At 68.6% G+C, this 14,171-nt stretch carries 14 protein-coding genes; 8 read left to right on the top strand and 6 right to left on the bottom strand.

Annotated features, from left to right (window positions below):
- Nucleotides 1-5 precede the first annotated feature (5 nt).
- Entirely contained in the window at nucleotides 6-1,202 is a 1,197-nt protein-coding gene (locus AMD30_RS10350) for a pyridoxal phosphate-dependent aminotransferase (protein WP_055475568.1), read from the bottom strand.
- 83 nt (nucleotides 1,203-1,285) lie between these two features.
- Here AMD30_RS10350 and AMD30_RS10345 point away from each other — a divergent pair, with 83 nt between their 5' ends.
- A complete protein-coding gene (locus AMD30_RS10345; RefSeq protein ID WP_055475612.1) occupies nucleotides 1,286-1,759 on the top strand; it encodes an NUDIX hydrolase in 474 nt (157 codons plus the stop codon).
- A 101-nt stretch (nucleotides 1,760-1,860) separates the two neighbouring features.
- A complete protein-coding gene (locus AMD30_RS10340; protein ID WP_010843904.1) occupies nucleotides 1,861-2,058 on the top strand; it encodes a hypothetical protein in 198 nt (65 codons plus the stop codon).
- 8 nt (nucleotides 2,059-2,066) lie between these two features.
- On the opposite strand, the gene AMD30_RS10335 is transcribed toward AMD30_RS10340, so the two are convergent.
- The 4 genes from AMD30_RS10335 to AMD30_RS10320 form a co-directional block, all read right to left on the bottom strand.
- The gene (locus tag AMD30_RS10335) at nucleotides 2,067-3,416 is read right to left on the bottom strand and encodes a hypothetical protein (RefSeq protein ID WP_055475567.1); all 1,350 of its coding nucleotides are present in this window, start codon (nucleotides 3,414-3,416) and stop codon (nucleotides 2,067-2,069) included.
- On the bottom strand, nucleotides 3,391-3,660 hold the full coding sequence (locus AMD30_RS10330; RefSeq protein ID WP_055475566.1) for a hypothetical protein: 270 nt from the start codon (nucleotides 3,658-3,660) through the stop codon (nucleotides 3,391-3,393). The genes AMD30_RS10335 and AMD30_RS10330 overlap by 26 nt, the downstream gene beginning before the upstream one ends.
- Entirely contained in the window at nucleotides 3,657-5,492 is a 1,836-nt protein-coding gene (locus AMD30_RS10325; protein WP_055475565.1) for a hypothetical protein, read from the bottom strand. Before AMD30_RS10325 ends, AMD30_RS10330 begins: the two co-directional genes overlap by 4 nt.
- 71 nt (nucleotides 5,493-5,563) lie before the next feature.
- On the bottom strand, nucleotides 5,564-6,205 hold the full coding sequence (locus AMD30_RS10320; RefSeq protein ID WP_055475564.1) for a hypothetical protein: 642 nt from the start codon (nucleotides 6,203-6,205) through the stop codon (nucleotides 5,564-5,566).
- 388 nt (nucleotides 6,206-6,593) lie between these two features.
- On the opposite strand from AMD30_RS10320, the gene AMD30_RS10315 reads away from it, so the two are divergent.
- From AMD30_RS10315 to malQ, 6 genes are all read left to right on the top strand, one after another.
- On the top strand, nucleotides 6,594-7,514 hold the full coding sequence (locus AMD30_RS10315; RefSeq protein WP_055475563.1) for a ParA family protein: 921 nt from the start codon (nucleotides 6,594-6,596) through the stop codon (nucleotides 7,512-7,514).
- A gap of 58 nt (nucleotides 7,515-7,572) precedes the next feature.
- Nucleotides 7,573-8,025 carry a lipoprotein LpqH gene (locus AMD30_RS10310; RefSeq protein ID WP_055475562.1) on the top strand — a complete coding sequence of 151 codons (453 nt, stop codon included), beginning with the start codon at nucleotides 7,573-7,575 and terminating at the stop codon, nucleotides 8,023-8,025.
- A gap of 180 nt (nucleotides 8,026-8,205) precedes the next feature.
- Entirely contained in the window at nucleotides 8,206-8,484 is a 279-nt protein-coding gene (locus tag AMD30_RS10305; protein WP_010843911.1) for a GlsB/YeaQ/YmgE family stress response membrane protein, read from the top strand.
- A 162-nt stretch (nucleotides 8,485-8,646) separates the two neighbouring features.
- Entirely contained in the window at nucleotides 8,647-9,300 is a 654-nt protein-coding gene (locus tag AMD30_RS10300; protein WP_197282765.1) for an SDR family oxidoreductase, read from the top strand.
- Nucleotides 9,281-10,723 (top strand): FAD-binding oxidoreductase, encoded by a 1,443-nt coding sequence (locus tag AMD30_RS10295; RefSeq protein WP_084817238.1) that lies wholly within the window; start codon nucleotides 9,281-9,283, stop codon nucleotides 10,721-10,723. Before AMD30_RS10300 ends, AMD30_RS10295 begins: the two co-directional genes overlap by 20 nt.
- A gap of 79 nt (nucleotides 10,724-10,802) precedes the next feature.
- Nucleotides 10,803-12,950 carry a 4-alpha-glucanotransferase gene (gene malQ, locus AMD30_RS10290; protein ID WP_055475560.1) on the top strand — a complete coding sequence of 716 codons (2,148 nt, stop codon included), beginning with the start codon at nucleotides 10,803-10,805 and terminating at the stop codon, nucleotides 12,948-12,950.
- Here malQ and AMD30_RS10285 read toward each other — a convergent pair.
- Nucleotides 12,922-14,142 (bottom strand): MFS transporter, encoded by a 1,221-nt coding sequence (locus tag AMD30_RS10285; protein WP_055475559.1) that lies wholly within the window; start codon nucleotides 14,140-14,142, stop codon nucleotides 12,922-12,924. The two genes, malQ and AMD30_RS10285, sit on opposite strands and share 29 nt — an antisense overlap.
- Nucleotides 14,143-14,171 lie beyond the last annotated feature (29 nt).

The following is a 14,171-nucleotide window of genomic DNA, read 5'->3' as shown; positions in this document are numbered from 1 at the left end:
TCTCCTCATCGACGTGGTTCGCGACCGGCGCCGACGAACGTGCGAAGCCGTTCGAGGGCGAGGGACAGGTCATCGGTGGATGCGGCGTAGGACAGCCGGACGTATCGGTCCGCGGCCGCGACCCCGAAGTCATTGCCCGGGGTCATGGCGACGTGGGCTTCGGCGAGCGCCCGGTCGCAGAACTCGGTCGACGTCAGCCCGGTGGAGCTGACGTCGAGATAGACGTAGAACGCGCCGTCGGGGATGACCGGCACATCGAGACCGATGTCGGCGAGTCCGTCGACGACGAGTTGCCTGCGCCGCGTGAACTCGCGGCGGTTGTGTTCGGCGACCGCGAGCGAGTCCGGGGTGAAGCACGCCAACGCCGCGTACTGCGACGGTGTCGGTGGGCACACGTAGAAGTTCTGCGCCAGCCGTTCCAGCACTCCCACCAGTTCGTCGGGGACGATGCACCATCCCAGCCGCCACCCGGTCATCCCGAAGTACTTGGAGAAACTGTTGACCACCACGGTCTGGGCGATCCCTGGCGACTCGGTGGCCAGGACGCTGCGCGGCGGCCGCCCGTCCGCGGCGGGATCGGACAGGCCGAGGTAGATCTCGTCGACGATCGACCATCCGTCCCGCGCGGCAGCCAGGTCGCACATCGCCACGAGTTCCTCGTAGGGCATCGACGTGCCGGTGGGGTTCGACGGCGTCGCCACGATGACCCCGCGGGTGGAGTCAGTCCACGCCTCGTCGACCTCGGCGGTGGTGAGCTGGAACCGGTTGGCGGGGGTCGTGGGCAGGAGCCTCACCCGCGCGCCGAAGGCGTGTGCGAACTGGCGGTTGCACGGATAGGACGGGTCGCCGATGAGGACCTCGTCGCCCGGGTCGATCAGTGCCGCGCAGGCCATCAGGAGTGCCGCCGACGCGCCCGCGGTGACCGCCACCCGCGCCGGGTCCACCGGGGCCCCGAAATGGTGGCCGTAGAAGTCCGCGATGGCCTCGCGCAATTCGGGTAGTCCGAGGGCACCGGTGTACGCCAGCGACCGCCCGGTCGCCTCGCGGGCTGCGGCGAGGACCGCAGGCGGCGCCCCGAAGTCGGGCTCGCCGATGTTCAGTTTCACGACGGAATGACCGGCCGCCTCGAGTTCGGCGGCCCGTTTCGCGAACTCCATCGCCTGGAACGGTGCGATCCCTGCGGCGCGTCGAGAGATCCTCATGCGTCACATTGTGCGCGGCGCGGAATTCGCGGTCCGACCCGCACCACCCGGCGATCTCCGACCTCGACGGGCAGGATGTGGGGGTGCCCATCCCCGAATTCATCCGCGATCTGCGAGCACAGGTCGGTCACCGCGAACTCTGGCTGTCCGGCGTCAGCGTCGTCGTCCTCGACGACTCCGGGCGGGTGCTGCTGACCCGGCGCGTCGACAACGGGCAGTGGGCCGTCGTGTCCGGCGTCCTCGAACCGGGTGAGGAACCGGCGCGGGCCGCCCTGCGCGAGGTACGCGAAGAGGCCGCGGTCACCGCCGAGATCGTCCGACTGACCAGTATCGACGTCACCCCGCTGATCACCTACCCGAACGGCGACCAGACCCGCTATCTCGACGTCTGCTTCCTCGCGCGGTACGTCGACGGCGATGCCCGGCCCGCCGACGACGAGAACTCCGACGTCGCGTGGTTCGCACCCGATGAACTGCCGTCGGATCTGACCGACACGTCCGCGCTGCGCATCGAGAAGGCGCTCAGCGGCAACGCCGAGGCCTGGTTCGCGCGGTAGGGGTTCCACCGGTAGGGGCTCCCTCAGGGAAGTCCCTGAAGTTCGCCCCAGAAGTGCCGCCGACCATCGCTTTCCGTCTTCGGCGAGCGCAGACTGGGCCCATGAGCACATCGACGAACACCACCGGCATGACCTTCTGGAAGGTCCTGGGAGTCATCGCGGTCGCGCTGATCGCGCTGGCCGTCCTCGGCCCGCTACTCGAGGGACTCTTCTGGATCGCTCTCATCGCACTCGCCCTCTACGGCGGCTACATGCTGTTCCGTTCGAACAAGAAGGGCACGCCGCCGACCGCCTACTGACCACGGCCCTAGCCCCCGAACAGCAGGTACAGGCCGAGGAACGTGTAGCCGACCATCGTCACCATCATGGTGAGCTGTCCGGTCAGCTGGTGCCGGCGGGGTAGGAGCCGCAACGACGCGTCGTGCGCCGCGGCGACTCCGAGCAGGTGTCCGCCGAGCACGAACGCCACCTTGAGTGTCACGGTGACGGTCGGGTGATCCGACATCACGTAGACCGGGTGGGCATCGCTGAGCCACAACACATTCCAGCCCCGTCCCAGCGGGTCGCCCAGCGCGAGGACGGCCTCCTGGCCTTGCTCGACCAGCGACTGCAGGTAGTGCGCGAGGATGTAGCCGATCACGATCGGGACGAGCGAGTGCGCCATCAGTCCCGGCAGGCGGCGTCGGAGGTCCGGTTGCACGCCGCCCACCGCGCGGGCGGCCGTCCAGAACGTCACCGCGACGACACCGACGAACACCAGCAGACCGGCGGTCGCGTACAACGTGGCGATCGTCCGGCTGCCGTCGGCTCCCTCGGCGACGAGGTCCTGCCACAGCGGGATCGCCGAGAAACTGTCGAATGCGGTGGAGCCGAGCAGGATAGCGAGGACCGTCACGGTGCCCGGGAGCACCGGCAACGTGGGCAGCGAGTTCATCGGACTCCGCGCGATCACCCGGCCCTCGCTGTTCCGGGCGAACGGCGAGAGTCGTGACGCCACTGTGCTGTACACCGCGAACGGGTCCGCGTCCGTTGTCCAGCGCAGCCCGTAGACGACGCCACCGGCGAGCGTGATCACCAGGTAGCAGATCAGCCAGATCCGCACCGACGACACCGAACTCGGGTCGGGGGACGCCAGTTCCAGCCAGACGAAGGCGAACAGGCCCGCCGCCGCAGGCCACCACCCCAGCCGGCGCGGATAATCCGTGAGCCCGACGACTCGTGGGCCGGCGACCTTCCGGACCACCCGCAGAACGGTCCGGACCGGCGACAGCAGTCGCCAGACCGGTCCGAGAAGCGCCGACAGCACGGTCATTCCGACCCAGAGCAGCACATAGAATGCGCCGGGCAGGGGATTGTCGTCGGTGTCAGGGCCGAAGGCGGACACGATCAGCCACACCGTGAGAACCAGGGCGAGACCGCTGATCACGCCGCGAACCCAGCGGTTGTCGACGGTCCTCGTCACCCATGGCGGCAGCTCTCGACCGGCGTCCGGTCGCCCGTAACGTGGTGTGCGCCAGGCGAAGGCGATGACCGCGAACGAGATCGTCAACGCCCAGGCGGCGCCGATCAACACCGCGGTCAGCGGAACCGGCAGGTACTCCGAACCACCCAGCCCGTGGGCGAGCAGAGCGTCAGTCGGCCTCGCGGGCGGGGTCATCGGCCTCGTTCCGGGTAGGGGGAGCGGTGGGGTCGGGGTGGGTGGCGCGATCGGCAGCGGTGTCGTCGGGTGCGTCGTCGGTGTTGCTGTCGGTGTCGTCCTCGTCCCCGCGGCGGCGGTCGATGATCGCGATCGTGACGATGACGCCCACCACCAGGAACGCGGGTATCACCGCCGGCAGGGCCAGCACGAGTGGATGCGTCGCGAGGTGGTGGACGGCGGGGCCGGCCGCGGAACCGATCACGGCTGCGGCTGGAGTTCTGGCTTCCGCGCGCCCGAGGTCGCCTCACGCGCGTTCACCCGGCCGGCCCCCCAGGAGAGCGCGGCGATGAGCAGGAGCGAACACACGAGCACCACCAGGGACGCGGCGCCGAACAGCCACGACGGGTAGTCGAAGGTGCGCTCGCGCTGCAGGATCGAGATCTCGGCGACGAACGGTTTCGTCGACGATTGCTGCGCGGGTTCACCTTCCGCACCGATGGCGGGGTCCGCCGGCAGGTACACCGGGACGCCGGCCATGGTGGTCCCGTCCTGCACGCGCAGGATGGTCTTCCACGAACCCGACACCGGCATCGGTTCGGTGGACCGGAACCGGTTGGGACCCACACGCTCGAGCCGGTCGATGACGATGCCGCGGTTGTTGTCGATCCCGCCCTGCCAGGACATCAACGTGACCCACTCGGGGTCGTCGCTGAGCGCATCGGTGGGCTCGAGGAAGACCTCGGCCGTGACGTTCTGGTCGGCCGCCGCGTTCGGGCCGGCCGGGGTCAGGACGATGCGTGCAGTGGTGTCCGCGGGGACGGAAACCCGCAGTCCGTTGGCGACGGCGCCGCCGATCACCAGCACCGAGAGCACGACGGCGGTGACGCTGATCCAACGGCGAGGGAGTCGCTCGCCGACGCTGACGATGCCGAGCATTCCGCCGCACAGACCGGCGACGACGCCCACCGGGACGGCCATCATCAGTGCCTCGCCCCACATGCCGGTGACCCACGGGAACGGATAGGCCGCGGCGATCCACCAGGACTCGATCCAGAGTCCGAGAGTCGCGACGCCCAGACCGGCCACCGCGCCGAAGAGCACCCGGCGCTTGAGCAGCGGGGTCAGCGCAAGCAGTTCGACGACCACCGCTGCGCCCAGGTAGAGCGGGAACACGTTGATCGGGGCGCCCAGAGCCGGTCCGACGACGACGGCGACGACCCCGCGCAACAGGATCGCGAACACCGCCGCGACGAGTGCCGCACCCGGCCCGAGGCTGATCCGGGCGGCGACGAGGGCGAACGCCCCGGCACCGGCGATCATCATGGGCTGCAGGACGAGGCGGAACTGCTCGACGCCGAAGTCGTATTCGATCTGGAACACCGACATGCCGATCACCAGGCCGCCGAACGCCAGGCAGCGGACGAGCCACTGACTCCGTCCGTCCTGCGGCGCATCGGGGCCCATGGCGGCCCGGCCCTCACGGTCGAGGATCACGACAGCGATGAGCGACAGACCCGCACCACCGATCAGCATGAGGTGCGTCGGGCCCCACAGCGTGACGTCCTGGCCGAAGATCCGGTGCCAGACGTCGTCGAGCGGGAATCCGAGCAGCGCGTAGAAACCGCAGCCTGCCAACAGGATTCCACCGACCGGGGCGTACCAGTTGCGGGTGATCCGGATCGCCGAGCGGCCGGGTTTGTCGAACGGCAGGAACACCGACAGCATGCCGGAGATGAACAGCAGGAACAGGCCCACCAGGATGAAGTAGTGCGCGGGGTTCGCGAGCGGCCCCTCGTCGCGGCCGTCGCCGATGTGCAGGCTGACGTCCCAGAGAAAGCCGAACAGCGCGCAGATGATCGTGCTGGTGAACAGAAAGATCGGCAGGGCAGCCCACGGCGGGCGGTTCACGCGGCGCCCGGCCCACTCCGACAGCGTGGTCAGCCAGGTGATCTTACGAGTGCGGTGCAGGTAACCGATCCAGAGCAGACCGATCGACACGACGGCGGCCACCGCGGACATCAGGAAGACCTGGTCGAGAGCCGCCCCGCCACCTTCGGCGGCGAGATGTAGAGGCGTGACATCGGTTGTTGACATGGTCGAAGTATGCACAACCGCACCCGGGTACCGGAAGTGCTATGCCCAAACCGGCGGTCACGCCGGGCGGGTCAGCCGATGGGAACGCAGGACGAGGTCGTGCAGATCTCTTCCGGCAACTCGATCTCGGGGAGTCCGGGGATGGCCGGCAGTCCGGGGATGATCGGCTGACCGGGAGTCGCCGGTGCATCGGGACCCGGGGCCGGGGGTGTTGCCGCGCCGCCCGGCACCGTCACCCGGATCGGTGCGGCGACCGTCGGGGTCATGCCGGTCAGGGGCGGGTTCGTGCCCCAGAACTCCTCGGTGGCGCCCGTGCCCGGCGGCAACGTGATCGTGGTGCAGCCCCAGTAGATGTCGTAGGTGCCGTCCGGGATCGTCGTCGATCCGGTGGGGGCGGGTGGCGTGCCCTGAGAAATTCGCAGCGGCAACGACTTCGACGACCCGGGGGTGATGAGCGCGCCGAGCTCCTCGGGGGTCTGGTACCCGAAGACGACGTTCGTCGGGGCGCCGCCCGCCGGGACGCCGACGATCTCGCAGCCGATGCGTTTCGCGGCCTTGTTCGTGACCGTCAGGGTGACCGTGTTCCCGGCTGCGGACGCTGTTGCGGTGACGTCGGTCGGCGCGGCCGCGGCATCGGGTGTGTGGGCGGCGCCGATCGCCGCCGCGGCGCAGACCGCCAGGCCGGCGGTGACCTTTCGGACTCGGATACTCATGCGGTTGTCCTTTCGCGTGGGTTCTGAGCCCGGGCCGAGCTCAACGTGCGGGATGATCTCGGTCGAGACAATCGAGATGCATGGTCGTCGGTGTTCGCGGGATATCGCATTTCGGCGAATTCTCATAAATGTGTGTCGAGTGAGTTTCTCACTGTGCTTCTGAATCGGCCGACCCATTTCATGGATATCGCCGGTCAATGCTCACCGAATCATTGTTACAGATCATCGGAATACCCGCAGAATGAGGGTGTACATCGAGATGGTCGTCTATTTCGCACGTTGCGGGTACGTCGACGTCGGATGGCGCGGGAGCGAACACCCGGTGGCCTCGGCACGGGGTCGGTAATCTGACTCGCGACCCAGGACGACCGAACAGACCGGGGACACCATGCCGACGGTGATCGCGACCATCAGCCTCAAGGGCGGGGTCGGGAAGACCACGCTCACCGGGGGCCTCGCCGACTTCCTCGCCGGTGTCTTCGGCAAGAAGGTCCTGCTCGTCGACCTGGACGCGCAGACCAATCTGACGACCATGACGATCGGCCAGGAGCGTTGGCTCGCGTGCAACGCCAGGCGTCAGACCGTCGCCACGCTGTTCGCCGATGTGCTCGACGGCACCCGGACCTTCGATCTCGAGGGCAGCGTGCAACGCGATGTCTCGACCGTGAGTGGACTCACCGGAATCGACCTGCTGCCGTCCTCGCTGGACCTCATCGAGCTGGCCGAGGAGCTGAGCGCCCATCGGGTCACCGCCGACGACCACCTGGCGGCCGTGGAGGTCCTGCGGAGCGCGCTGGAACCGATCGCCGGGAATTACGACTACATCCTCATCGACTGTCCGCCCAATGTCGGACCGTTCAGCCTCAACGGATTGGCGATGGCCGCCGGCTATCTGATCCCGACCATCCCGGATGTGCTGTCCACCTATGCGATTCCGCACATCCAGCGTCAGGTCGCGGATTTCGGCGCCGAACTGGGACGCGACATCGTCGAACTGGGGGTCGTCATCAGCAAGTACCGGGCGTCGTCGGCTCTCCATCAGGACACGGTGCGGCGACTGCGGCGGGATGCCACGATCCAGAACGTCCTGCCGACCTATGTGCACGAGGGCAATGCGATCGGCGCGGCAGCCGACTTCACGTCCTGGCCCAGCCTGCACGCGAAATACGGTTACCACGGACACTACGAACAGCTCCGCGACCTCACTCGCGCGGTCATGGTCGAGGCCGGCGCCAAACTCTCCGCGACCCTCCCGAGTTCCCGCGTCCCATTCGGTCAACTGACGCCGAAGCCCAGCTCAAGCGTCTAAATTCGTCTCAGCCGACCGACCGGGCGGCGTCTCGATTCCTCCTCAAGGGGTTCCCACCATGCGTAAAGTCCACATCACTTCGGTTCTCGGCGCCGCGGCACTGGCCGTCGCCCTCACCGCGTGCGGTTCCGACGACTCGGACTCGGCATCGGCAGGCACCGACGCGGAGGCGACGGTGACCGTCGACGGTCAGGAACTGGAACTGGCGGACAAGACGGTCGGTTGCACGGACGCCGCCGGCAAGGTGACGATCGGGATCGGGGCGGGCTCGGGGACCTCGGGTATCGGCGTCGTGCTGACGTCGGGCGATTCCCCCGAGGTCGAGTCCGTGGGTCTCGGCTCACTCGACGGAGTCACCCTGGGCTACCAGAAAGGCGCAGGCGGCGGCAGTGCAGACGTCACCAAGGACGGCGACACCTACACGGTGACCGGCGAGGCATCCGGTGTCGATCTCGCCAACCCGACCGAACCGGTCACGAAGTCCTACGAGATCAAGGTGACCTGCCCCTGAGAAGGATTCCCCGGTGCCGGGTCTCGATCCGGTGACAGGACCGGTCTCGATGTGTACACGTTTCTCTCGGTGCCGGTTTGAGTGTCGCCGTTCTGGGTACGTTGACGGATGTAGCAGATCGAACGATCTTGCGATCGGATGATCCGCTCAACGGATCAACGACGACCTCAGGAGGCAGACATGCTGGGAATTGGCATCATCGCGTGGATCATCATCGGCGGATTGGCCGGCTGGATCGCCAGCAAGATCATGAAGACCGATGCACAGCAGGGGATCATCCTCAACATCGTGGTCGGTGTCATCGGCGGGCTCCTCGGCGGTTGGCTGCTGACCCTGTTCGGGGTCGACGTGGAGGGTGCCGGTTGGATCTTCAGCTTCATCACCTGTCTGGCGGGTGCGTGCATCCTGCTGTTCCTCGTCAAGCTGGTGACCGGGCGGCGCGGACACACCCGCGTCTGAGGTCACCCGGACCCACAACGCTCGACTCCGCCCCGGCCCGCGTTCCCTCGGAACGACGGCGCCGGGGCGGAGTCGTGCTTGGTGCCCGGTGCATGTGCGTACGTTGGATTGGGTACGAGGACATGGCGACCGCACAAGTGAGCAACCGAAAGTGAGCATCCAGTGACTCGAGTGGCGATCATCGGCGGACACGGCAAGATCGCACTGCGGCTGGCCCGGATACTGACAGCCCGCGGTGACGAGGTGACCTCGATCATCAGGAACCCCGAACACGCCGAGGACGTCGCGGACACCGGCGCCGTGCCCGTGGTCGCCGACGTCGAGACGCTCGACACCACCGGCATCGCCACCGCGATCTCCGGCCACGACGCGGTGGTGTGGACCGCGGGCGCCGGCGGCGGGGATCCGGCACGGACGTACTCCGTCGATCGTGACGCCGCGATCCGGTCCATGGACGCCGCCGTCCGCGCGGGGGTGCACCGCTACGTGATGGTGTCCTACTTCGGTGCGGGCCCCGACCATGGTGTGCCCGAGGACAATTCGTTCCACGCGTATGCCGAGGCGAAAGCGGCCGCAGACACGTATCTGAAGTCCACCGAGCTCCGGTGGACGATCCTCGGACCCAGCCGGCTGACCGACGAAACCGGAACCGGCAGTATCGCTCTGGGTGGCGATCGGGTAGAGGGGGACGAGGTGAGCCGTGACAACGTCGCCCAGGTGGCGGCGGCAGTCCTCGACCATCCCGCCGCCGTGCACGAGGTGATCGAGTTCAACGACGGCGACACCCCGATCCTCGATGCCTTCCCGCGATCGTGAGGACCTCGGTCCTCCTGGGATCGGTTCCGGCCCGCGACGTCCGGAGGACATCTCCGGCGTCCTGACCTCGCTTCGCGAGATCGTCGGCGATGCGAATGTCCTGACCGACGCCGACGCGACGGCGGGCTTCCTGACCGACTGGACCGGCCGGTACCGCGGTGAGGCCGACGCGGTCGTCCGGCCCCGCACCACCGGCGAGGTCTCGCACGTGATCGCCGAATGCGACCGCTCGGGCATCCGGATCTGCGTGCAGGGCGGTAACACCGGGCTCGTCGGCGGTTCCGTCCCGCCGCCCGGTGGCGGGACGACCGATCCGCGGATCGTGCTGTCGACGGTGCGGATGACCGACATCGACGAAGTGGACACCGTGGGCCGGTACGTCGGCGTCCAGGCGGGCGCGACCGTCGAGTCCATCGACCGGCGTGCGGGGGAGTCCGGTCTCTCCTTCGGCATCGATCTCGCCTCGCGCCAGAGCGCGACCGCGGGCGGGGTCGTGGCGACCAATGCCGGTGGGACACGGATGATCCGCCGGGGCAACGCGAGGTCGCAGATCCTCGGGATCGAGGCGGTCCTCGCCGACGGCAGTGTTCTCCGCCGGTGGACCTCGCTGGTCAAGGACAACGTGGGATACGACCTGCCGTCCCTGCTCGCCGGCAGCGAAGGAACCCTGGCGGTGATCACTCGCGTCCTGTTCAGGCTCGTCACGCCGCCGACGGCCGCCACGGTCGCGGTCGCGTCGGTCGAGCGGGTCGAGAACGCCATCGACCTGATCGGCGCCGCGTCGTCGGCGGGGCTGACCGTCGAAGCCGCCGAACTGATGACCGAAGCGGGTGTCGCACTCGTCTCCGACCACGGGCACCGGCGGCCGACCACCACGCCGGGCCCCTACTACGTACTCGTGGAGCTGTCGGGGACCGGTGACATCGAGTCGGCGGCAGCCGAACTCCTCGCCGCCACCCCCGGGATCATCGACGCCGTCCTGGAACCGGCTCCGGCCCGCGCGCTCTGGGCAACCCGCGAAGGCCACACCGAGGCCATCGCCCGATCGAGTTCGACGCCGGTCGTCAAGCTCGACATCTCGGTGCCCATCAGAGCACTGCCCGAGGCGTTCGCGGAACTGTCCCGAATCGGTACGGACGGCGCGTTCCCTTGCCGGCCAATCCTCTTCGGGCACGTCGGGGACGGCAACATCCACGTCAACCTGCTCGACATCCCGCCGGAGCACGCGACCGCGGTGACCGACTCCGTGTTCGGGATCGTGGCCGCCAACGGGGGCAGCATCAGTGCCGAGCACGGGATCGGGCGCGCGAAAGTGGCCTGGACGCACCTCGGCCGCGACGCCACCGACCTCGCGACCATGCGGGCGATCAAGGCGGCGCTCGACCCGCGGGGTCTGCTGAATCCCGGGGTGCTGTTCGGGTGAGCGCCATGCCTCGGGCGGGAACCGCGCGGCGCGCACGGCGCGCGCGTGGAAATGCTGCGATCATGCACGGGTGGCTGATGTGAACCTCGATCGGTTGACCGCACTCGCTCACCGCTACGGCGTCGCCACCAGCTACGTCGGCTGGGGCGAGAAGCGTCACGACGTGGACCCCGAGACACTGGTCGCGGTCCTGCGGGCGCTCGAGGTGCCCGCGGGGTCGCCCGAGGAGATCGAGGAGTCGATCCGCGAGATCGACGAACAGCCGTGGCGCGAGTTCGTCCCGGCGGTGACGGTCGTGACCGAGGGCTCGGGCGCCACGTTCGCCGTCCACGTCCCGCACGGTCATCTGGTGAAGGTGTGGATCGTCAGCGAGACCGGCGAGGACGTCGCGGCTCCACAGCTCGACGTCTGGGTCGAACCGCGCCAGGTCGACGATGCCCTCGTCGGCCGCGCGACGTTCGCCGTGCCCGATGACCTGTCGCCCGGGTATCACCAGATCAAGGCACTCGACCTCGACGACTCGTCGGCGTCGAGTGCGCCGCTGATCGTGACGCCGCGTCGCCTGCACACCGCGGACCGGTTGATCGGCCGCAAACGGTGGGGACTCGCCGCGCAGCTGTACTCGATCCGATCGGCCGACTCGTGGGGCGTGGGCGACTTCGCCGATCTCGCCGGCATCTGCGAGGTGGCCGCGAGCGCGTACGGCGCCGACTTCGTCCAGGTCAATCCGCTGCATGCGGCCCAGCCGCAGGCGCCGATCGAGGCGTCCCCGTATCTGCCGGTGACGAGGCGCTTCGTCAATCCGCTCTACATCCGGATCACCGACATCCCCGAACTGGACGGGCTGTCGAAGTCGCAGCGCAAGTGGGTCAAGGCACTGGGTCGCAGTTTCCTCACCGAGAACACCGCCACCGACAAGATCCGGCGCAACAAGTCCTTCCGCGCCAAGATGGAGGCGCTCGAACTGATCTACGGCGTCCCGCTCGCACCCGCGCGCGCAAGCGCCTACCGCGACTTTCGGCGCCGTGAGGGCAAGGGCCTCAAGCGTTTCGCGACGTGGTGCGCACTCGCCGAACGCTACGACGCCGACGACCCGCGCTGGCACGGAAAGTTCCTCGACCGCGCGTACATGAAGAAGAAGCGCCGAAAGCTGGCCCGGCGCATCGACTTCTACATGTGGCTGCAGTGGATCTGCGACGAACAGCTCGCCACCGCCGCGCATGCGGCGCGCTCCGCGGGCATGGGGATCGGCGTGATGGCCGATCTCGCGGTGGGTGTCGCGCGGCACAGCGCCGACGCGTGGGCGCTGGGCGACGTGCTCGCCTCCGGGGCGACCGTGGGAGCGCCGCCCGACGGCTTCAACCAGCAGGGACAGGACTGGGACCAGCCGCCGTGGCATCCCCGGCGCCTCGCCGAGGCCGGGTACGAGCCGTACCGCGACATGATCCGCACCGTCCTGCGACATGCGGGAGGTGTGCGCGTCGACCACATCCTCGGACTGTTCCGGCTCTGGTGGATTCCCGACGGGAGCAGCCCGGCTCACGGGACCTACGTGCACTACGACAGCGAAGCACTGATCGGCATCCTGGCGCTCGAGGCGCAACGCGCCGACGCGGTCGTCGTCGGCGAGGATCTCGGGGTCTTCGAGCCGTCGGTGCAGGACTCGCTCCGCGAGCGCGGAATCCTCGGCACCTCGATCCTCTGGTTCGAACAGGGACCCGACGCGGCGATCCCGCCCGAGGACTACCGCGAGCTGTGCCTGACCTCGGTGACGACGCACGACCTGCCGCCGACCGTGGGATATCTGGCGGGCGACCACATCACGCTGCGATCGCGGCTGGGCCTGCTCGCCTCCGGCGAGGACGCCGAGCGGGCCCGGGACGCGCGCGAACGCGACGCGGTACTCGAACTGGCCTACGAGCGCGGACTGCTCTCCCGGGACACCCCGCTGACAGATCCCAAGGTCGTCGACGCCCTGTACGCGGTGATCGCACGGACCCCGTCGGTGCTGCTGAGCGTCGCTCTGGTGGACGCGGTGGGGGAGCGGCGGATTCAGAACCAGCCGGGCACCGACAGCAGCCAGTATCCGAACTGGTGTGTCCCGCTGGCCAATACCGAGGGCGACGTCGTCCTCGTCGAGGATCTCGTCAGCAGCGTGCGGTTCCGCAGGCTGGTGTCGGTGCTGAATAGATCGGGGCTCAACGAGTCGGGCGTGCCAGGTTCCTGACGGACACGATGGTCAGCACGAGCGCGACGAGGGCCAGCACGGCGACACCGATGTTGAAGGCGATCCCGGCGGGCCGGAGACCCCAGTACTGCGCGGTGATCCCCTGGCCGACGATCGGGATGGAGATCGCCACGTAGGCGACGACGAAGTAGGTCGAGGTGACCTCGGCCTTGCGTCCGGCCGGCGTCGCGGCGACCACCGACGCCAGGCCCTTGCTGAACGACATGCCCTGCCCCACACCGCAGATCACCGCGCCGCCGAGCAGCGCCGGGGTCGACGCGGCGACCAGCCCCAGGATCGACAGGCCCGTTCCGAGGATGAGGAGGGCGCAGCCGGCGATCAGCGCCGGCTCGGTGGGCATCCGACGTACGACGATCTGGGTGAGCGCCGAGGACGCGAACAGCACGAACACCAGGAATCCGGTGAACGCGTGGTCGTCGATGCCGAGGATGTTCGTGACGAAGGAGGGCATCACGCCGGTGAAGGTGCCCATCACCGCGAACCCGGCGAAGGCCGCGATCGACGCCCGGACGAACACGCCGCGGATGTCGGCGGGCACCGACAGTCTCTGCACGCTCAGCCGGGCGCCCGGGACGACGTCGACGGTCTCGGGGAGTCGCCAGATGCCGACGAAGACGAGGACCAGCAAGGCGAGATCGAGCACGAACGGGGTGTGCAGCGGGGACGGTGCGTACTCGGCGAGGAGGCCGGCGATCAGCGGACCCAGGCCCAGGCCGCCGATGTTGGCGGCGGTCGCCACCGCCGGCGCGCGTCCCCGCCAGGACGCCGGGGCGAGTTCGATGACCGCGGTGGTGGCGGCGCCGGCATAGATGCCGGCGGACAGCCCGGACAGCACGCGGCCCAGCAGCAACTGCCAGACGGGGCCCGCGGTCAGGAACACCACGGCGCTGACCGTCGACAGGATCGCACCGGCGATGAGCATCTTGCGCCGACCGATGACGTCGGACCAGCGTCCGAAACCGATCAGCGCGGCGATGACCCCGGCCGCGTACACGGCGAAGATCACGGTCGTGGTGGTGACGCCGAAGCCGAGTTCCTCGCCGTAGATCGCGTAGAGCGGCGTGGGCAGCGTGGTGCCCAGCATGATCACCGTGAAGGCGTAGACGGCCGCTGCGAACGATGCACCGGAAGGGGCGGAGGAGGAGGCGGGGACACTCGAACGGTCAGACATGGCAGCCGACACGCTACCGCCGCGGCCCT

Origin of the sequence: Gordonia sp. HS-NH1 (assembly GCF_001418765.1) — a bacterium.
Classification (GTDB): Bacteria; Actinomycetota; Actinomycetes; order Mycobacteriales; family Mycobacteriaceae; genus Gordonia.
This window is presented reverse-complemented; position numbering and strand designations above follow the sequence as displayed.

Bases quoted from the DNA above. Each gene is read 5' to 3' on its own strand.
- AMD30_RS10305 (WP_010843911.1), top strand. From the start codon at position 8,206: ATGCTGGGAATTGGCATCATCGCGTGGATCATCATCGGCGGATTGGCC.
- AMD30_RS10335 (WP_055475567.1), bottom strand. From the start codon at position 3,416: ATGACCCCGCCCGCGAGGCCGACTGACGCTCTGCTCGCCCACGGGCTG.
- AMD30_RS10325 (WP_055475565.1), bottom strand. From the start codon at position 5,492: ATGTCAACAACCGATGTCACGCCTCTACATCTCGCCGCCGAAGGTGGC.
- AMD30_RS10320 (WP_055475564.1), bottom strand. From the start codon at position 6,205: ATGAGTATCCGAGTCCGAAAGGTCACCGCCGGCCTGGCGGTCTGCGCC.
- AMD30_RS10350 (WP_055475568.1), bottom strand. From the start codon at position 1,202: ATGAGGATCTCTCGACGCGCCGCAGGGATCGCACCGTTCCAGGCGATG.
- AMD30_RS10315 (WP_055475563.1), top strand. From the start codon at position 6,594: ATGCCGACGGTGATCGCGACCATCAGCCTCAAGGGCGGGGTCGGGAAG.
- AMD30_RS10285 (WP_055475559.1), bottom strand. From the start codon at position 14,142: ATGTCTGACCGTTCGAGTGTCCCCGCCTCCTCCTCCGCCCCTTCCGGT.
- AMD30_RS10310 (WP_055475562.1), top strand. From the start codon at position 7,573: ATGCGTAAAGTCCACATCACTTCGGTTCTCGGCGCCGCGGCACTGGCC.
- AMD30_RS10295 (WP_084817238.1), top strand. From the start codon at position 9,281: ATGCCTTCCCGCGATCGTGAGGACCTCGGTCCTCCTGGGATCGGTTCC.
- AMD30_RS10340 (WP_010843904.1), top strand. From the start codon at position 1,861: ATGAGCACATCGACGAACACCACCGGCATGACCTTCTGGAAGGTCCTG.